This is a genomic window from Aquamicrobium terrae, assembly GCF_052978165.1.
In genome coordinates, this window is record NZ_JBRKLZ010000001.1 from 1078666 (window position 1) to 1096436 (window position 17771).

Sequence of the window (17771 nt, forward strand, 5' to 3'; positions counted from 1 at the left end):
ATGCCGATTCCGAAAAACAGCCGTCAGATCCTTCTTTGCGCAGCCTTCGTCGCGCTGGCATCCCTGCCCGCCGGTGCCGGCGAGGTGCGTCAGGTGCTGCCCGGCGCACCGGCTCCCCTCCCCCCGCAGGAACTGACGCGGGAGGCCGCGCCTGCCCTCGATGCCTCGGCCCTCGACCCCAATGCCAGCGAGGTCCAGCGCTTCTGCTCCAACATCGCCGACGCCGCCCGCGACCGCCGCTATGCCTTGCAGGCGGCCGAGCTGCAGCAATTGCAGGGGGAAGTCGACAAGCGCATCAAGGCGCTGGAGGAAAAGCGCCTCGAGTATGAAACCTGGCTCAAGCGCCGCGAGGTGTTCCTCGCCCGCGCCGAAGAGGGCGTGGTTTCGATCTATTCGGGCATGAAGCCCGATGCCGCCGCCGAGCGGCTGGCGATGGTCGAGGCGGAACTGGCCGCCGCGATCCTGATGAAGCTCGATGCCCGCAAGGCGAGCGTCATCCTCAACGAAATGGACCAGAAGGCCGCCGCCAGGCTGACCAGCGTCATGGCGAGCGCCGCACGCAGGACGGACCCCTCATGATGCGCAGGCTTGCACTCATCCTGGCTTGTTCGGCGCTGGCGGGCTGCGCCTCGGACCTGCGCGAGGTCAACAGGGAGCCGACGCTCTCCCCGGTCGGTTCCGGCATCGAAGGCGGCAGCGTCTCGGTCTACCAGTATCCTGAAACGCCGGCCAAGCCGGTCAAGCGCTTCTCGCTATGGGACGACCGGCAAAGCCGCCTGTTCACCGATCCGCGCGCGCTGCGCGCCGGCGACATCCTCACCGTCAACATCAAGATCAACGACCGCGCCCGCTTCAAGAACCAGAACGACCGCAGCCGCACCGCCAGCCGCACGCTGGGCTTCGACGCCAACATCGGCTGGGACGGCTCCTCCACCGGCGGCGCGGGCGACGGCAGCCTGAAATCCAAGACCGTGACCAATGCCGACGGCGCGACCGAGCGCTCGGAAAACATCATCCTCAACGTGGCAGCGGTGGTGACCGAGGTGCTGCCCAACGGCAACCTGATGATCAAGGGCTCGCAGGAAGTGCGCGTCAATGCCGAGTTGCGGGTGCTGCACATCGCCGGCATCGTGCGCCCCTCCGACATCGGGGCGCAGAACACGATTTCCTATGAGCGCATCGCCGAGGCCCGCATCTCCTATGGCGGACGCGGCCGTATTTCCGAGATCCAGCAGCCGGCCTATGGCCAGCAGATACTGGATCAGGTCCTGCCGTTCTAGGAAGCAGCGCGATGGCGATGGCAGATGCCGAAACCGCACCGATGGCCAAAGGACCGTCGATCTTCATCCAGATCGCCATGCTGGCGGGCCTCACCGTGGTCGCGCTCGGCATGGGCTGGGGCGCGGGTGCCTACCTGAAAAGCCAGCAGGCCGCAGCGCCGAAGCCGCCGCCGGCCGAAGCCGCCGGTTCCGAGGCGGCGCCGGCGGCTTCCAGCGTCAAGCTGGTCACGCAGGACCTTCCGCCGATCACCACCAACATGGCCGCGCCGACGGAAACCTGGGTGCGCATGGACCTGTCGCTGCTGCTCGATCTTCCACTGCCGACGGAGACGGCGGCCGCCATACACCAGGACCTCCTGGCCTTCATGCGTACCGTCAAGATGCATCAGGTCGAGGGGCCGAGCGGCTTCCAGCATCTCAAGGCGGACCTGCGCGAGCGGGCCGTGATCCGCAGCGACGGCAAGGTCCGGGACGTGCTCATCAGGACGCTCGTATACGAATGAGAGCATTGGCACTCGCAGGCGCCGTCCTGCTGGCTCTGACGGGCGCCGCCGCCGCGCAGCAGATCGACCTTGGCGGCATCGGCCAGATGAGCGGCTCGACGGTCGGCACCATCATCCAGCTTTTCGGGCTGGTCACCGTGCTGTCGGTCGCGCCCGGCCTGCTCATAATGGTGACCAGCTTCACCCGCTTCATCATCGCCTTCTCGATCCTGCGCGCCGGCATCGGCCTGCAATCCACGCCGGCCAACCTGATCCTGATTTCGCTGTCGCTGTTCATGACCTTCTACGTCATGTCGCCCACCTTCGACCGGGCCTGGAACGAGGGCGTGCAGCCGCTGATGGAAAACCGGATCGAACAGGCCGAGGCGATGGACAAGATTGCCGACCCGTTCCGCACCTTCATGCTCGACAATGTCCGCGACAAGGATTTCGACCTGTTCGCCGACCTTGCCCGCGAGCGCGGCCAGACCGTGTCGCGCGAGGAGGTCGACCTGCGCATCCTCGTGCCGGCCTTCATGATTTCCGAGATCAGGCGCGGTTTCGAGATCGGCTTCCTGATCGTGCTGCCGTTCCTCGTCATCGACCTGATCGTGGCCACCATCACCATGGCCATGGGCATGATGATGCTGCCGCCCACCGTGGTGTCGCTGCCGTTCAAGATCATGTTCTTCGTGCTGATCGACGGCTGGAACCTTCTGGTCGGCTCTCTGGTGCGCTCCTTCACCTGAAGACGGCCGGAAAACGCCTGCTTACCAATCGTTAACCATGCTGCTTATGCTTTTCGAAGCAACTTTCCGCCATAGTCCCGGAAATGGCGGTTGATCGCGCTTAGCAGATCATTGGCATGATGCCGTACCGTCATACCGGCCGGCCCGGTATGTCATTTTCCCAGTAAAATCAGGGTACGTGTATCCATGGCCAGTATCATGACCAATTCGTCGGCTTTGACGGCGCTTCAGAGCCTGAACGCCACCAACAAGTCGCTCGAAACCACCCAGAGCCGCATTTCCACCGGTTACCGCGTCGCCACCGCTTCGGACAACGCCGCCTACTGGTCGATCGCCACCACCATGCGTTCGGACAACAAGGCCAACTCGGTCGTGCAGGACGCCCTCGGCCTCGGCGCCGGCAAGGTGGACACCGCCTACACCGCGATGAACAAGGCCATCGAGGTGGTCGACAAGATCAAGGAGAAGGTCCTGCTGGCCAAGACCGCCGGCACCGAGGACCGCGCCAAGATCCAGAGCGAAATCGACACCTACGTCGCCCAGCTCAAGGACAATGTCGGCGGTGCCAACTACGCCGGCTCGAACCTGCTCAAGACCGACTCCACCGCCGACTCGCAGAAGCTGAGCGTCATCACCTCCTATAACCGCAGCGACACCGGTGCGGTGACCACCGGCACCATCGATGTCTCCTTCGGTTCCACGCGTCTCATCGATTCCGACGCCGGCGGCGCGGCTACCGGCATTCTCGACAAGACCGGCACGGCCTCCGGCGCCTCGATCCTGGAAATCGACGTCACGGACGTTACCGGCGTTACCGGTCACTCCGATGCCAATGAAGGCGCTTCCTTCGACAAGCTGCTGACCGACATCGAGTCCGCCCTGGCCGACATGGCCACGGGTGCTGCCGAACTCGGCGCCGCCAAGGCCCGCATCGACCTGCAGTCCTCCTTCGTGTCGAGCCTTTCCGACTCGATCGACAAGGGCGTGGGCCAGCTCGTCGACGCCGACATGAACAAGGAGTCGACCCGTCTGCAGGCCCTGCAGGTCCAGCAGCAGCTCGGCATCCAGGCGCTGTCGATCGCCAACGGCAACTCGCAGCAGATCCTGTCGCTGTTCCGTTAAGGACAGGCCGGCTTCAGCCGGCATCCCAACAAGATGGAAGGCCGCGCTTCACCCGAAGCGCGGCCTTTTCCTGCTCTGCGGCCGGTTCCCTCAAGCCTCTTAATCGTCTGTTAACCACGACTGCGTAGTTATGGTTAACCGGAAGTTTCGCCACATGGCAAAACGGAACGATTTGTTGACCGAGGGGTGGCACCAGTGTCGAGCATCATGACGAATGCATCCGCGATGACGGCTTTGCAAAGCCTGAGCGCGACCAACAAGGCCCTTGAGCAGACTCAAGGGCGCATTTCGACCGGCTTCCGCGTGGCCGAGGCGAGCGACAACGCCGCCTACTGGTCGATCGCCACCACCATGCGCTCGGACAACAAGGCCAACTCGGTCGTGCAGGATGCGCTCGGCCTCGGTGCCGGCAAGGTCGACACCGCCTACACCGCCATGAACTCGGCGCTCGATGTGGTCGACAAGATCAAGCAGAAGGTCCTGCTGGCCAAGGCCAGCGGCGTCGAAGAGCGCGCCAAGATCCAGAGCGAGATCGACACCTATGTCGCCCAGCTCCGCGACAGCATCGGCGGCGCCAGCTATGCCGGCTCGAACCTGCTCCAGACCACCGGTGCCACCGGCAAGGTCTCGATCATCTCGGCCTACAACCGTGATTCCGGCGGCGCGGTTTCCACCACCACCATCGACATCGCCTTCACCAACATCAGGCTGATCGACTCGGGCGTCACGCCGCCGGCGGCAGGAACCGGCATCCTGGACACGACCACCGGCGCCGTTTCGGGCGTCTCGATCCTCAACATCGACCTGACCGATCTCTCGGGCGTGACCGGCGCCGACGAAACGGCCAAGTTCGACAATCTTCTGACCGACATCGAATCTGCCCTGGCCAAGATGACGGACGCTGCCGCCGAGCTTGGCGCCGCCAAGTCGCGCATCGACATGCAGAAGGATTTCGTCTCCAAGCTGATGGACTCCATCGACAAGGGCGTCGGCCAGCTCGTCGACGCCGACATGAACAAGGAGTCCACCCGCCTCCAGGCCCTGCAGGTGCAGCAGCAGCTCGGCATCCAGTCGCTGTCGATCGCCAACACCAATTCGCAGAACATCCTCGCCCTGTTCAAGGGCTGAGGTAACCGCCCTCCTGCTTCTGCCTGATCGGGCTGCCCCACCGGCGGCCCGATTTCATTTTCGCACAAGCTTCGCCAGCTAGGCTCTGCATGGGCCAACATGCGGGAGCCGTGGGGCAGTGCCGGAGCAGATCCAGACCATCATCGACAACCTCAAGGGGTTCGGCACCAGGCGCCTGGCGCTGATGGGGGCCATGGCGGCCCTGATCATGGCCACCATCGTCGTCGGTTCGATCTACCTGAACCGGCCCGCCTACGAGACCCTTTACGTGGGACTGGAACGCTCCGACATCAGCCAGATCGGCGTGGTGCTGGGCGATGCCGGCATTCCCTTCGACGTCGGCTCTGAAGGCACCAGCGTGCTGGTGGCGACGGGCAGCACCGCCCGCGCCCGCATGCTGCTGGCCGAGAAGGGCCTGCCCAACAGCGCCAATGCCGGCTACGAACTGTTCGACAATGTCGGTTCGCTGGGGCTGACCTCCTTCATGCAGCAGATCACCCGCGTGCGGGCGCTGGAAGGCGAGATCGCGCGCACCATCCAGTCGCTCGCCGGCATCAAGGCCGCGCGCGTCCACATCGTCATGTCGGAGCGGGCGAACTTCCGCCGCGAGGAACAGCAGCCTTCGGCTTCCGTCGTCATCCGCTACGGCGGCGTCGATGGCGTGCGCACGGCCGAATCCATCCGCCATCTCGTTGCCGCCGCCGTGCCCGGCCTCGGCGCCGAGAAGGTGACGGTGCTCGATTCCGCCGGCAAGCTCCTGGCCGCCGGCGACGATCCGTCCAACACCAGCGCCGCGCGCGCCCTCGGTGTCGAACAGACCGTCGAAGCCCAGATCGAGGACAACATCCGGCGCGCCCTGACGTCCTATCTGGGCACCGACAATTTCCGCGCCAGCGTCAAGGCCGACGTGAACACGGATTCGCGGCAGATCGAGGAAACCACCTTCGATCCCGCCTCGCGCGTCGAGCGTTCGGTGCAGAGCGTGCGCAACAACGAGGCGAGCAGCCAGCGCCAGTCCGCCGTCCCCACCAGCGTCGAGCAGAATCTGCCCGAGACGCAGCCGGTCGCCTCCGACGGGCCGCAGTCCAGCTCGCAGAACGACCGCCGCGAGGAGATCACCAACTACGAGATCAACTCCAGGCGCGTCGCCACCGTTTCGAACGGCTATACGGTCGACCGCATGTCGGTCGCCGTGGTGGTCAACCAGCAGCGCCTGCTGTCCGTGCTGGGCAAGGACGCCACGCCCGAACAGCTTGCCGAGCGCGTGGCCGAGATCCGCAAGGTCGTCGCCTCCGCCACCGGATTCGACGAGAAGCGCGGCGACGTCATCGACGTGTCGGCGGTCGAGTTCATCGACGGGCTCGACGGGGAAGCCCTGCCGCAGCCCGGCATGATGGAATCGCTCGGCAAATACACCGGCACCCTCATCAACGCCGCCGCCTTCGTGACCGTCGCCTTCCTGGTCGCCTTCTTCGGGCTGCGGCCGATGGCGGCCGCGCTGACCGCCCGGCCCGCCCCGGCGCTGGCCGGCTCGAGTTTCGAGGAGATGCAGCGCTCCCTGCCGACGCCGGACATCGCCGCCGACAGCGCCGAAATGCCGGCGCTGGCCGATGCCACCTATGCCCCGGCCCCTGCCCCGCAACTCGACGACATCGGGCGCAAGCTGCGCCCTGCTCCTCAGGAGCGGCTGGTGCGCATGGTCGACCTCAACGATGAACGCGCCGCCCAGATCCTGCGCAAATGGGCCGCCGCCGAAAGCGCCGCCACGCCCATCGAGGCGGCCGCCTGATGTCCACGCTCGCGCTCTGGGATCTGCTGCCGGATTTCGGCCCCGCAAAGGGCCAAGCCGAAGCGCCGGCCCATGCGGCGCCCATGCACAGACCGGCGGAACCCGATATCGGCACGCTGATCGCCGAGGCGGTCGCCAACGCCGAGGCCGAACTCGAAGCGCGTCTGGCCGAGGCGCACGCGGCGCAATTGGCCGCAGTCCAGGAAGCTGCGGCAAACGAGTCGCGGGCGTTCATGGAAACCCTCGGCGCCGATATCGGCGAGCGCATCGCGGCACGCATGGACCAGTTGCAGGAGCAGGTTTCCCAGGCGATCGGCGCGGCGGCCGCCCGCACAATCGGCGGCCTCCTTTCGGATGCATTGCGCGAGCGGTCGCTGGCCGCACTGGCCGAAAGCATCGGCGCGGCCCTCGACGACGCCGAGGCGATCCGCATCCAGGTTCACGGCCCGGCGCATCTCTACGAAAAGCTTGCCGTCATGCTCGGTGACCGCACGAAAAACCTCGACTTCAGCGAGGCTCCCGGCTTCGACCTCACCGTCTCCATCGATGAGACGGTGATCGAGACCCGCATGAGCGAATGGTCGACAGCCTTGTCCGAGATGTTGTCATGAGCACCAGCGCCACCGACGAACCCCGGCAGGAGATCATCATCGTCCGTCGCAAGCACAACGAGGACGAGGCCCATCACGGCGGCGTGTGGAAGATCGCCTTCGCCGACTTCATGACGGCTATGATGTGCTTCTTCCTGGTCATGTGGCTGATCAACGCCGCCAATGAGCAGACCCGCGCCGCGGTGGCCAGCTATTTCAACCCGATCAAGCTGATCGACCGCAATGCCAGCCGCAAGGGGCTGGAGGATCTCGGCGATGGCCCCGCCTCTTCCGGACGGGCGGAAAACGACCCGTTGGAAGCCCTGGCCAAGATCGGCACGGACGGCGAAGGCAATGCCGGTTCCGTGAAGGAACAGAACGAGCTGGAAAGCGCCGGTGCGCCGACGCTTTCGGCGGACGAGAAGCTGTTCGCCGACCCCTATGCGGTGCTGGCCGAGATTGCCGCCAATACCGGTCGGCTGCAGAACATCAGCGAGAAGGGCGACGGCGGCGCGCAGAATTCCGGGCCTGCTTCCGGCGCCTCCGGCGGCGAATTCTACCGCGATCCGTTCGCGCCCGATTTCTGGTCGCAGCAGATGACCGACCCGATGGCCGAGGCGAGCGCCGAGGGTCCGAAATCCGAGGGACAGGACAAGGCGGAGCCTGCCGAGCCGGCCAAGCAGGCCGAGCCCGCAACCGTCGTGGAGGAAGTGAACCGCATCCTGGAGGCGGCCGAGGCCCCGAAGACGGAGATTGAACCGCGCGAAGACAAGCCCGCACCGGCCGAGCCCAGCCAGAAGACCCGGCAGGCCGCAGCGGACATTCGCGAGCAGATCGCGCAGGCCTTCGGGACCGGCGACAAGATCGGCGACGGCATATCGGTGGAAGCCACGGATCGCGGCGTCATCCTCTCGATCACCGACCAGCTCGACTTCGGCATGTTCGAGATCGGTTCGGCGCTGCCGCGGCGCGAGCTCGTCATCGCCATGGAGAAGATCGGCAAGATCCTCGAGGAGCAGAAGGGATTTTTGTCCATCCAGGGTCACACCGACGCCCGCCCCTTCCGCAGCGCCGCCTATGACAACTGGCGCCTGTCCACCGCCCGCGCCCATGCCGCCTACTATATGCTGGTGCGCGGCGGCGTCGACGAGAGCCGCATCAAGGAAGTGTCCGGCTTCGCCGACCGCGAGCCCAGGAACAAGGCCGACCCGCTGGCCGCCGTCAACCGCCGCATCGCCATCCTTCTGGAGACGCAAGGATGAGACGCCTCGCCCTGTGCTGGTCACTCGCCGGCCTCTGGCTCGCCCTGCCGGCGCAGGCCGCGGCGCCGAGCGAAGGCTTGCAGCCCTATCAGCTCGTGCGCTCGCTGCAACTGGTGCAGGACCGCATCGCGGCCGGCGACCATGCGGCCCTGCCCATGCAGGGCAAGCTGCTGGAACTCACCGACGTGCGCCTGCGCAAGGCCGCCACGGCGGACTTCGCCGAGCCGCGCAACTTCCGCGCTTTGCTCGTCTACGGTATGAGCGGCGGCAATCCCGTTACCTTGCAGACCGCCGTCTCCCGCCTCCAGCTCGACCACCGCGACAAGGCGCTGGCCACTGGCGTGATCGCATACCTGGACGGCGACCCGGCCACCGCGCTGAAGGCGTTTGAAAGCCTCGACCTGACTGCCCTTCCCGACGACATCGCAACTTTCGTGGCGCTGGTGAAGGGCTCGCTGCTGGCACGCGAGGCTCCCGCCACGGCCCTCGGCCTGCTCGACAAAGCACGGCTTCTGGCCCCCGGGACGCTGGTGGAGGAAGCGGCCCTGCGCCGCTCGATCACCATTGCCGCGACGGCCGCGGACGCCGACCGCTTTTCGCAAGCCTCCACGCAATATGTGGCCCGCTTCCTGCATTCGCCCTATGCCAGCCAGTTCGCCGACGCTTTCGTCGCCGGCGCGGTGGCGCTCGACCCTGCCATGGGGCGCGACAGGCTGGCCGGCATCGTGTCGCTGATGGATACGGAGCGCGGGCGGGTTATCTGGCTGCGTATCGCCCGCAGCGCCGCCATCGAGGGGTTGAGCGACCTGTCGGCTTTCGCCGCCGCAAAGGCCAGGCTCGGCGATGGCGGCACCGGTGGAGGCGACGACCCGCGCACCCTGCTCTATTCCGGCCTGTCCAACGTGACGGGCGAGCCGGTGAAGGACCTGGCCGAGAAGCTGCGCGGGATCGACCGCGACAAGCTCTCCCCCGGCGACCGCATGCTGCTCGATGCGGCGCGCGCCATCACCAGCGAGGTGGTGGCCCCGCCTGCCGGCGTCTTTGCCGATGATCCCGCACCGAAGGCCGAGCCGGCAGCCCGGCAGGCCACGACGCCCGAGGCGGTTTCGCCGCAGGACGAGGCGGAACTGCCTCTGGTCGAAGGCATCATGCCGGAGCCGGAAGCGAATCCGGCTGCCCCGACACCGGCAGTCGCCGCCGACAGACCCGTGGCGACGAAGCCGGACCAAACCGACGAGGCCATCGCCAACATGCGCCGCACGATCGACAAGATCGACCAGTTGCTGGGGACCGCACCGCTATGAGTGTCAGCATCGTACAGGCCCTGACCGTGGCCGAGCCTCAAACGGCAACCGGCCGACACGGCGGCAAGGAAGACATCATCGGTTTCGGCGAAGTACTCGACCGCCACCCCGACAGGCGCGCTGAAACCGGGACCGGCAGGAAAATGGCCGTCCCCGGTCCCTCCGACGACGGGGACAAAAGCACGGTCGAACGTGACGAGGCACGGCACGACAAAGAAGACAGCGCCCAAGCCGGCACCATGCCCGGCATGGCTCCGCCAGTTGCCGAGCGCCTGCCGCTGCTGATGAGCTGGCGCGAAATGGAACGCGCCGCCTCTCCCGCCGACAACACCAACGGTGAGGAGATGGCCCCGGAGGAGCCGCTGCCGCGGCGGCCGGAAACCGCCGCCATCCCGGCAATGAACGACGGCCGCTCCGGACATCCGGTCCCGAACGAGGCAAAAGCCTTCAGGGCCTTCCCCGCAGCGGAGAAGCCGGCCATGAGCGAACCGGCTTCGCCGGCTGCCACACCAGCCGGCATGCAGGCCGAAAGCCAGCCGGAACCGGATTTGCCCGTCAGCCTCCGGCCGCAGGCCGAAGCCGACGACCCGGCCACGCCCGGTCCGCGTGCGGATGCGCGCCCCCGGCAGGAGCCCGTTCCGCGTGTGACGGTGACGGCAGCGCAGAGTTTCGCAGCGCCCGCACCCCTCGCTTCCGACCCGACATTGGCGGGACTGGTGGCATCGATCGCCGGCGACGAAGGCTTGAAACAGGCCGTTTCCGCCCCCGCCTTGCCAGCTTCTTGGGCGCAAAAAAACGCCGCCCCGGCCCATACGCTCAGGATCGAGCTGCACCCGGCGGAGCTTGGCATGGTCAGCGCCCGCCTCCATCTGGCGGGAGATCAACTCTCGATTGAAATCGCGCCGGACACCCATGAGGCATGGCGCCACCTGTCCTCCGACAGCGAAACCATCGTCCGCTCCATGCGCGATCTCGGTTTCGACATCGCTAAGGTCACGGTGCTGCCGCCTTCGGGCACTGCAACGCCGGCCGCGCGCGCGGATGCGGCAGGCTTTGCCGGCCGCGACGGTTCGGCCTTCCAGCCCGGCCAGTCAGGCAGCGGGGGCGGCTCTCAAGGGGAACGACATGCATCCGGAGGCACCGCGTATGACAGCGAAACCAGCGCGCATCCGCCATCGTCTCCTCGCGGCGATAGCGGCGGCGGCCTTTACATCTAGCTTTCCGGCGCTCCCGGCCAAAGCTTCTGCCAATGCCTGCGAACGGGAGATATTGCGCGCCTCGGAACGCTACGGCATCCCCGCCGGCATTCTCTACGCCGTCGGCCTGACGGAAACCGGAAGGAAAGGCAGCCTCCAGCCCAACGCCTTGAATATAGAAGGAAAAGCCCTGTTTCCCAAAAGCCGGGCGGAAGCGGTGGCGGCTTTCAACGACGCCCAGCGGCAGGGCCGGAAGCTGATCGATCTGGGTTGCATGCAGGTCAACCACCACTATCATGCCGGCAATTTCCGCAGCGTCGAGGACATGCTCGATCCGCGCCGCAATGTCGACTACGCCGCCCGCTTCCTTGCCAGCCTCCATGCCCGCCACACGACATGGTCGATGGCTGTGGCCCGCTACCATGCCGGCCCGGACAACGACCCCGCGCAGAAGGTCTATGTGTGCCGCGTCATCGCCAACATGGTGGCGGTCGGGTTCGGCAAGTGGACGGACAATGCCCGCGCCTTCTGCCGGCCGTGAATTGTAGCCAGGCCACCCTGTCCGGCATGAAAACCTCCCGAACGACATAGAAACAAGCGGAACCGCCTACAACCAGAGCGTTTGTCCACTCCCCAAAATCATGGCCATAAAAATTGACGGTTGGTCAGGATTCCGGCCCGCCGTTAACCCTTTCCAAGGGGTTAATGAATTGATTCGGAAGGCGGGCCGATGATCGTGGTCGTAGACGAACGCGAACTCGTAACTGCGGGTTTCAACTCACTTTTCGACAGGGAAGGCGTAGCCTGCACGGGTTTCGCGCCGACCGAGTTCGACGAATGGGTGTCGAGCGCGGCGGAAGACGATCTGCGCTGCGTCAGCGCCTTCCTCATCGGCGATTGCCGCGAGGGCAGCATCTCGCCGCGCCAGATCAGGGGCCGCACCGGCGCACCGGTGATCGCGCTCAGCGAACAGAACTCGCTGGAGAACACGCTGAAACTGTTCGAAAGCGGCGTCGACGACGTGGTGCGCAAGCCCGTCCACATCCGCGAGATCCTCGCCCGCATCTCCGCCATCCGCCGCCGCGCCGAGACCGAACCGGACTATACCGAGGTCGGCCGCATGCGCATCTTCATGGACGGGCGCGATCCCGAAATCGACGGCCAGCCGCTGCCGCTGCCACGCCGCGAGCGCCGCATCCTGGAATTCCTGGCCGCCAATCGCGGCCGGCGCGTCACCAAGACCCAGGTCTTCAACGCCATCTATGGCATCTTCGACGACGAGGTCGAGGAGAACGTGGTGGAAAGCCACATCTCCAAGCTGCGCAAGAAGCTGCGCGAGAGGCTCGGCCACGATCCGATCGAGTCCAAGCGCTTCCTCGGCTACCGGCTCGTGCTGTGATGGGCACCGAGGCCCGCACCAGCCTCGCGCAAGACAGACGGCCTATCCTGTTTCCCACACAAGGTGGATCTGAGGAGACGTCTCGATGAGCCTCTATGGAATGATGCGGACCAGCGTTTCCGGCATGGCTGCCCAATCAAGCCGGCTGGCGACCACAGCCGACAACATCGCCAATTCCGACACCACCGGATACAAGCGCGCCTCGACCGAATTTTCGTCCATGATCATGCCGAACACCGGGCGCAGCTACACCTCCGGCGGCGTGACCACGACGGTCATCAATTCGATCAGCAAGCAGGGCATCCACAAATACACCACCTCGGCCTCGGATCTGGCCGTGGACGGCAACGGCTTCTTCGTCGTGCAGGACCCCAGCGGCACCAATTTCCTCACCCGCGCCGGCGCCTTCGTGCCCGACGGGGTGGGCCGGCTGGTCAATGCCGGCGGCTTCCAGCTCATGGCCTATGAATACGGCACGGCCCCGACCGGCGGCGTCGGCGACTATGGCGGCCTCGTTCCGGTGACGATCCCGCAGGCCGGTTCCGATCCCGAGGCGAGCACGCAGGGCGCCTATCACGGCAGCCTGCCATCGGGCGCAACCCCGGTCGCAGCCGGGGACCTGCCCTCCGCAAACGGCGCCAGCGCCCAGTACACGGCGAAATCGTCCCTCGTCGTCTATGACACGCAGGGCAACCAGAAGACGCTGGACGTGTATTTCACCAGCACCGGCCCCGATAGCTGGGAAGTGTCGGTGTTCGACCGTGACGATGCCGCGACCGGCGGCTCCTTCCCCTACGCGAACGGGCCGCTCGGCACCACGACCCTGAACTTCAACCCGGATGGAACGCTTGCCGGCGCCGGCACCCTGGCGCTGACCGTGCCCAACGGCGCGGCCCTCAACCTCGACCTGTCCAGCCTCAAGCAGGTGGGCAGCGAGTTCAAGGCCATCGGCGAAGTGAACGGACACCCGGCCACTTCCGTGGAGAAGGTGGAAATCGGCCGCGACGGCACCGTTTATGCCCTCTACAGCGACGGCACCACGCTGGCCCTCTACACGATCCCGCTGGCCGAGGTGCCGAGTCCGGACCGCCTCACCGTCCTGCCCGGCAACGTGTTCACCGTCAGCGGCGATTCCGGTCCCGTCACGATCGGGCGCGCCGACAGCGAGTCGCGCGGGTCCATCGTCTCGGGCGCGCTGGAGAATTCCAACGTCGATATCGCCGAGGAACTGACCGACATGATTGCCGCGCAGCGCAGCTACACGGCCAATTCCAAGGTGTTCCAGACCGGCTCGGAACTGATGGACGTCCTCGTCAACCTCAAGAGATAAGGCGGCGCCAGCCGTGAACCTTTAGCATGTCGCTGTCATCCGCACTCAGCATCGCACAATCGGCGCTTCTTTCGACGTCGCGCCAGACCAATGTTGTGACGCGCAACGTGGCGGATGCCTCCAATCCGGACTATTCGCGCCGCATCGCCCAGGTCGTTTCCAATGCGCCGGGGGCGCGCATGGTCGTCGTCCAGCGGGCCGTCGACCAGCAGCTTTTCCGCCAGAACCTGTCCGCCCTGTCGGCCTGGAGCGGCCAGAGCATCCTGTCGAGCGGGCTCGACCGGCTGCAACTCGCCGTCAACGGCGTCGACAATGCCGGCTCCGCCTCCACGGCCATCGGCAAGCTGCACAATGCGCTGCAACTCTACGCCACCACGCCGTCGAACCCGAATGTTGGCGCGACGGTCATCGACGCCTCCCGACAGGCGGTGCGCTCGCTCAACAGCGGCAGCGAAGCCATCCAGGCCTTCCGCGCCGACATCGACAGCCAGATCGCGACCTCGGTTGGCGAGTTCAACCAGTTGCTGGCCCAGTTCGAGAGCGTCAACAAGGCGATCGTTGCCGGCACCCGCACCGGCACCGACGTTTCGGACGCGCTCGACAAGCGCGACGCGCTGCTGAAGAAGATTGCCGAGCATGTGCCGGTCACCACCCACCTGCGCGCCGACAACGACATGGTCATCACCACCACGGGCGGCGTCACCATGTTCGAGACGGTGGCGCGCCCGGTAAGCTTTACGCCCTCGCCGGCCTACGCGCCGGGCATGGCGGGCGCCACGGTCTACATCGACAACGTGCCGGTCTCCGGCAGCACCGGCGAGGCTTCCGGCAAGCTGGCCGGCCTGCTGCAATTGCGCGACGGCGCCTCGGTCACTATGCAGGCGCAACTCGACGAGATCGCCCGCGGCCTCATCGGCGCCTTCGCCGAAACCGCGCCGCCGCTGCCGGACGCAGCCGGCCTGTTCACCTGGTCGGGCGCGCCGGGCGTGCCCGGAACCCTGGTCAACGGCCTGGCCGGACAGATCTCGATCAATGCCGCTTTCGATCCCGACCAGGGCGGCAACGTCAACCTGCTGCGCGACGGTGGTGCCAACGGCGCCGCCTATGTGGCGAACACGGGAGGCACGGCCTCCTTCGCGGACCGGCTGATCGCGCTGGGCGACAGGCTCGACCAGCCGATGACGTTCCATCCCGCCGCCGGCATCACCGCCGCTGCCAGCGTCACCGCCTATTCCGCCAACGCCATCGGCTGGCTGGAGAATGCCCGTCAGCAGGCGACGACGTCTGCCGACACCAAGGAAGCATTGGCCGCGCGCACCGCCGAGGCCCTGTCCAACGCCACGGGCGTGAACATCGACATGGAAATGTCGCTCATGCTCGACCTCGAACACACCTACCAGGCATCCGCCCGTCTGCTCAGCACGGTGGACGAGATGCTGAAAACGCTACTGAACGCCGTCTAGGACCTGCCATGAAAGCAGTTTCCGTCTCCTCCGCCGCCATCTCCAACGCGATGCGCTATTCGCAGACGCGCATGCAGGTCGATCTGGTCAAGGCCCAGAAGGAGATGGACTCGGGCAGGGTCGCCGATACCGGCCTCGCACTGGGGGCCAGAAGCGCGCAGGCGGTGAATTTCCACCGCGATCTCGACCGCCTGAACGCGCTGGTCGATTCCAACGCGCTGGTGTCCGCACGCCTGAAGTCGACGCAGGATTCGCTCGGCCAGATCGTCTCGGTCACGCAGGATCTCGTCAATGCGCTCACCGTGGCCGTCGCCGGCGATTCGCCCGACAGCGTCACCGCCAAGAGCGGCAGCACCATGCTGCAATCGCTGACCACGATCCTCAATTCCAGCATGAACGGCGAATATCTGTTCGCCGGCACCAACACCGATGTGCGCCCGGTCGAGGACTACCTCGACCCGGCCTCGCCGGCCAAGGCGGCCTTCGACGCCGCCTTTCATGCCCGTTTCGGCTTCACCAAGGACGACCCGGCCGCCGCCGACATCTCCGCGACGGACATCGAATCCTTCATAACCGACCTCGTCGAGCCGCAGTTCCTCGGCGCCGGCTGGGAGGCCAACTGGTCGAACGCCACCGACCAGACCATCGTCAGCCGCATCGCCCTCAACGAGACGACCCCGGCCTCGGTCAGCGCCAACAACGAAGGGCTGCGCAAGGCCGCCATGGCCGCCGTGCTGGCCTATGAGGCCTTCTCCGGCAATCTTGACGAGGAGGCCAAGTCGGCCGTGGCCAGGCGCGCGCAGGCTCTCGCCGGCGAGGCCATCGCCGATCTCGGGCAGTTGCAGTCGCAGACCGGCATCATCCAGAACCGCGTTTCGGAAGCCAGCACCCGCATCAACACGCAGATCGACCTGTTCGAGCGGCACATCATCGACCTGGAAGGCGTCGACCCCTACGAGGCCGCCAACCGCGTCAACGACCTGATGGCCCATATCCAGACTTCCTTCGCGCTGACAGCGCGCATCCAGCAGCTCAGCCTGCTGAACTACCTCACCTGACGGGGCGGATTTGCGATGTACCAATTCTCCTACGCCGACATTCAGACCGACTCGGTGGCCGACGCCAGGGACCGCGAGCACCAGTTGCTGAGCCGTTCCATCGACATGCTGACGGCGGCCGCCGCCGCCGGCCCCGAGACCCGCGAGGCCGTCGAGGCTCTCCATTTCACGGCGCGCGTGTGGGCCACGCTCCTGGAAGACCTCGGCTCCAGCGACAACGCCCTGCCGAAGGAACTGCGCGCCAACCTCATCTCGATCGGCCTGTGGGTGCTGCGCGAGGCCGAGGACATCCGCCAGGGCCGGACGACCGATTTCCAGGGCATCATCGAAATCTCTCAGATCATCCGGGACGGCATCCAATGAAGAGCACCCTCAAGCTCTCCCTGAAGGCGAACGAGAAGATCTACATCAACGGCGCCGTCATCCGCCCGGACCGCAAGGTCACGATCGAATTGATGAACGATGTCCAGTTCCTGCTGGAGAACCACGTGCTCCAGCCGGAGGACGCCAGCACGCCGCTGCGCCAGCTCTATTTCATACTGCAGGTGATGCTGATGAACCCGCAAGGCGCGCCGGATGCCCGCGACATGTTCCGCAAATCGCTGCCGCTGCTCCTGGCCAGCTTCAAGGACGAGCAGATCCTTGCCAGCCTCAAGCAGGTCGACCGCATGGTCGGCGAAGGCGATGTCTATGGCGCGCTGAAAGCCATCCGCGCCCTCTATCCGATCGAGGAGGCCGCCCTGCGGGGCGGCCGCGACCGGGAGTTGCACGAGCGCGAACCGATAGCCGTGGGAGCCTGATGACCATGAACGTCGACATGACCACCTCCATCCCCAATGGCGCCAACCAGGCTTCCTCCGCCCGGTCCAAGGCCATGGTGGACTACAATTCCTTCCTGCGGCTGCTGATCGCCCAGATGAAGAACCAGGATCCCACCCAGCCGATGGATTCCACCCAGTATGTGGCCCAGCTCGCCACTTTCTCGCAGGTGGAGCAGTCCATGCAGGCCAACACCAAGCTGGACCAGATCCTGCAGGCATCCAGCCTGTCACAGGCCACCGACCTGATCGGCCATCATATCAGCTCCCTCGACGGCGAGGTTTCCGGTATCGTCAAGGAGGTGCGCATCTTCTCCGACGGCATGGTCGGCATCCTGGAGGACGGGACCCAGGTGCTCATCGGCCCCGGCGTCAGCATCAGCGCGCCGCCGGCCGGCAATTCGGACGGGGAAACCGGAGAAACGCCGGCGTAGGAACGCCTGGGGCATGCGAGCCCCGGAGCGGAGGACCGGGCTGAAGCCATGAACGAAGCCGATGCGCTCGACATCATGCAATATGCGGTGTGGACGGTGCTCGTCGCCTCCGCGCCCGTGGTGCTGGTCGCCATGATCGTCGGCATCGGCATCGCCCTGGTGCAGGCCCTGACCCAGATCCAGGAAATCACCCTCACCTTCGTGCCCAAGATCGTCGCCATCATGCTGGTGGTGGCGCTGTCCGGTCCCTTTGTCGGCAGCCAGATTTCCGCCTTCGCCAACGTCATCTTCGAGCGCGTCGAAAACGGTTTCTAGACCAGTTCCGCCCCCTGCACCGGTCCACGTCCGCCACCACCTGCCCCGGCAC

Annotated in this window: 20 protein-coding genes; all 20 read left to right on the plus strand. The window is 66.0% G+C overall.

Going from position 1 to position 17771, the window contains the following annotated elements:
• The 20 genes from ACVCNR_RS05390 to fliQ all read left to right on the plus strand — a co-directional run bounded on the left by ACVCNR_RS05390 (position 1) and on the right by fliQ (position 17719).
• On the plus strand, positions 1–579 hold the full coding sequence (locus ACVCNR_RS05390) for a MotE family protein (RefSeq protein WP_354193981.1): 579 nt from the start codon (positions 1–3) through the stop codon (positions 577–579).
• Positions 576–1280, plus strand: coding sequence for a flagellar basal body L-ring protein FlgH (flgH, locus tag ACVCNR_RS05395; protein ID WP_354193980.1), 705 nt, complete (start codon positions 576–578; stop codon positions 1278–1280). Before ACVCNR_RS05390 ends, flgH begins: the two co-directional genes overlap by 4 nt.
• An 11-nt stretch (positions 1281–1291) precedes the next feature.
• Positions 1292–1783, plus strand: a complete 492-nt coding sequence (locus ACVCNR_RS05400; protein ID WP_447074040.1) for a flagellar basal body-associated FliL family protein — start codon at positions 1292–1294, stop codon at positions 1781–1783.
• Positions 1780–2511 carry a flagellar type III secretion system pore protein FliP gene (fliP, locus tag ACVCNR_RS05405; RefSeq protein ID WP_354193978.1) on the plus strand — a complete coding sequence of 244 codons (732 nt, stop codon included), beginning with the start codon at positions 1780–1782 and terminating at the stop codon, positions 2509–2511. The genes ACVCNR_RS05400 and fliP overlap by 4 nt, the downstream gene beginning before the upstream one ends.
• A gap of 186 nt (positions 2512–2697) precedes the next feature.
• Positions 2698–3633, plus strand: coding sequence for a flagellin N-terminal helical domain-containing protein (locus ACVCNR_RS05410; RefSeq protein ID WP_447074041.1), 936 nt, complete (start codon positions 2698–2700; stop codon positions 3631–3633).
• Between the two features lie 195 nt (positions 3634–3828).
• Positions 3829–4761, plus strand: a complete 933-nt coding sequence (locus tag ACVCNR_RS05415) for a flagellin N-terminal helical domain-containing protein (RefSeq protein ID WP_447074042.1) — start codon at positions 3829–3831, stop codon at positions 4759–4761.
• 118 nt (positions 4762–4879) lie between these two features.
• Positions 4880–6550, plus strand: a complete 1671-nt coding sequence (gene fliF, locus ACVCNR_RS05420) for a flagellar basal-body MS-ring/collar protein FliF (RefSeq protein WP_447074043.1) — start codon at positions 4880–4882, stop codon at positions 6548–6550.
• Entirely contained in the window at positions 6550–7161 is a 612-nt protein-coding gene (locus tag ACVCNR_RS05425) for a hypothetical protein (protein ID WP_354193974.1), read from the plus strand. The genes fliF and ACVCNR_RS05425 overlap by 1 nt, the downstream gene beginning before the upstream one ends.
• Positions 7158–8402, plus strand: coding sequence for a MotB family protein (locus ACVCNR_RS05430; RefSeq protein WP_354193973.1), 1245 nt, complete (start codon positions 7158–7160; stop codon positions 8400–8402). The genes ACVCNR_RS05425 and ACVCNR_RS05430 overlap by 4 nt, the downstream gene beginning before the upstream one ends.
• Positions 8399–9706, plus strand: a complete 1308-nt coding sequence (locus tag ACVCNR_RS05435) for a MotC family chemotaxis protein (protein WP_447074044.1) — start codon at positions 8399–8401, stop codon at positions 9704–9706. The genes ACVCNR_RS05430 and ACVCNR_RS05435 overlap by 4 nt, the downstream gene beginning before the upstream one ends.
• Positions 9703–10923: a flagellar hook-length control protein FliK gene (locus ACVCNR_RS05440; RefSeq protein ID WP_447074045.1), complete on the plus strand. Its 1221-nt coding sequence runs from the start codon at positions 9703–9705 to the stop codon at positions 10921–10923. Before ACVCNR_RS05435 ends, ACVCNR_RS05440 begins: the two co-directional genes overlap by 4 nt.
• Complete coding sequence (locus tag ACVCNR_RS05445; RefSeq protein ID WP_354193970.1) at positions 10853–11443, plus strand: transglycosylase SLT domain-containing protein; 591 nt, start codon at positions 10853–10855, stop codon at positions 11441–11443. Before ACVCNR_RS05440 ends, ACVCNR_RS05445 begins: the two co-directional genes overlap by 71 nt.
• 189 nt (positions 11444–11632) lie before the next feature.
• The gene (locus tag ACVCNR_RS05450; RefSeq protein ID WP_354193969.1) at positions 11633–12301 is read left to right on the plus strand and encodes a response regulator transcription factor; all 669 of its coding nucleotides are present in this window, start codon (positions 11633–11635) and stop codon (positions 12299–12301) included.
• An 85-nt stretch (positions 12302–12386) separates the two neighbouring features.
• Positions 12387–13631: a flagellar hook protein FlgE gene (locus ACVCNR_RS05455; RefSeq protein ID WP_447074046.1), complete on the plus strand. Its 1245-nt coding sequence runs from the start codon at positions 12387–12389 to the stop codon at positions 13629–13631.
• A gap of 26 nt (positions 13632–13657) precedes the next feature.
• Positions 13658–15094 carry a flagellar hook-associated protein FlgK gene (gene flgK / locus ACVCNR_RS05460; RefSeq protein WP_447074047.1) on the plus strand — a complete coding sequence of 479 codons (1437 nt, stop codon included), beginning with the start codon at positions 13658–13660 and terminating at the stop codon, positions 15092–15094.
• An 8-nt stretch (positions 15095–15102) separates the two neighbouring features.
• The gene (locus ACVCNR_RS05465; RefSeq protein ID WP_447074048.1) at positions 15103–16152 is read left to right on the plus strand and encodes a flagellar hook-associated family protein; all 1050 of its coding nucleotides are present in this window, start codon (positions 15103–15105) and stop codon (positions 16150–16152) included.
• Positions 16153–16167: 15 nt separating this feature from the next.
• Entirely contained in the window at positions 16168–16515 is a 348-nt protein-coding gene (gene flaF / locus ACVCNR_RS05470; protein ID WP_354193965.1) for a flagellar biosynthesis regulator FlaF, read from the plus strand.
• Positions 16512–16952 carry a flagellar biosynthesis repressor FlbT gene (gene flbT / locus ACVCNR_RS05475; RefSeq protein ID WP_354193964.1) on the plus strand — a complete coding sequence of 147 codons (441 nt, stop codon included), beginning with the start codon at positions 16512–16514 and terminating at the stop codon, positions 16950–16952. Before flaF ends, flbT begins: the two co-directional genes overlap by 4 nt.
• A 5-nt stretch (positions 16953–16957) precedes the next feature.
• Entirely contained in the window at positions 16958–17404 is a 447-nt protein-coding gene (gene flgD / locus ACVCNR_RS05480) for a flagellar hook assembly protein FlgD (RefSeq protein WP_354194288.1), read from the plus strand.
• Between the two features lie 48 nt (positions 17405–17452).
• Positions 17453–17719 (plus strand): flagellar biosynthesis protein FliQ, encoded by a 267-nt coding sequence (gene fliQ, locus ACVCNR_RS05485; RefSeq protein WP_354193963.1) that lies wholly within the window; start codon positions 17453–17455, stop codon positions 17717–17719.
• Positions 17720–17771: the final 52 nt, after the last annotated feature.

Bases quoted from the DNA above. Each gene is read 5' to 3' on its own strand.
- flgK (WP_447074047.1), top strand. From the start codon at position 13,658: ATGTCGCTGTCATCCGCACTCAGCATCGCACAATCGGCGCTTCTTTCG.
- ACVCNR_RS05400 (WP_447074040.1), top strand. From the start codon at position 1,292: ATGGCGATGGCAGATGCCGAAACCGCACCGATGGCCAAAGGACCGTCG.
- ACVCNR_RS05465 (WP_447074048.1), top strand. From the start codon at position 15,103: ATGAAAGCAGTTTCCGTCTCCTCCGCCGCCATCTCCAACGCGATGCGC.
- ACVCNR_RS05435 (WP_447074044.1), top strand. From the start codon at position 8,399: ATGAGACGCCTCGCCCTGTGCTGGTCACTCGCCGGCCTCTGGCTCGCC.
- ACVCNR_RS05455 (WP_447074046.1), top strand. From the start codon at position 12,387: ATGAGCCTCTATGGAATGATGCGGACCAGCGTTTCCGGCATGGCTGCC.
- flaF (WP_354193965.1), top strand. From the start codon at position 16,168: ATGTACCAATTCTCCTACGCCGACATTCAGACCGACTCGGTGGCCGAC.
- flbT (WP_354193964.1), top strand. From the start codon at position 16,512: ATGAAGAGCACCCTCAAGCTCTCCCTGAAGGCGAACGAGAAGATCTAC.
- ACVCNR_RS05410 (WP_447074041.1), top strand. From the start codon at position 2,698: ATGGCCAGTATCATGACCAATTCGTCGGCTTTGACGGCGCTTCAGAGC.
- flgD (WP_354194288.1), top strand. From the start codon at position 16,958: ATGAACGTCGACATGACCACCTCCATCCCCAATGGCGCCAACCAGGCT.
- ACVCNR_RS05430 (WP_354193973.1), top strand. From the start codon at position 7,158: ATGAGCACCAGCGCCACCGACGAACCCCGGCAGGAGATCATCATCGTC.
- fliQ (WP_354193963.1), top strand. From the start codon at position 17,453: ATGAACGAAGCCGATGCGCTCGACATCATGCAATATGCGGTGTGGACG.
- ACVCNR_RS05445 (WP_354193970.1), top strand. From the start codon at position 10,853: ATGACAGCGAAACCAGCGCGCATCCGCCATCGTCTCCTCGCGGCGATA.
- ACVCNR_RS05440 (WP_447074045.1), top strand. From the start codon at position 9,703: ATGAGTGTCAGCATCGTACAGGCCCTGACCGTGGCCGAGCCTCAAACG.
- flgH (WP_354193980.1), top strand. From the start codon at position 576: ATGATGCGCAGGCTTGCACTCATCCTGGCTTGTTCGGCGCTGGCGGGC.
- ACVCNR_RS05390 (WP_354193981.1), top strand. From the start codon at position 1: ATGCCGATTCCGAAAAACAGCCGTCAGATCCTTCTTTGCGCAGCCTTC.
- ACVCNR_RS05425 (WP_354193974.1), top strand. From the start codon at position 6,550: ATGTCCACGCTCGCGCTCTGGGATCTGCTGCCGGATTTCGGCCCCGCA.
- fliP (WP_354193978.1), top strand. From the start codon at position 1,780: ATGAGAGCATTGGCACTCGCAGGCGCCGTCCTGCTGGCTCTGACGGGC.
- ACVCNR_RS05450 (WP_354193969.1), top strand. From the start codon at position 11,633: ATGATCGTGGTCGTAGACGAACGCGAACTCGTAACTGCGGGTTTCAAC.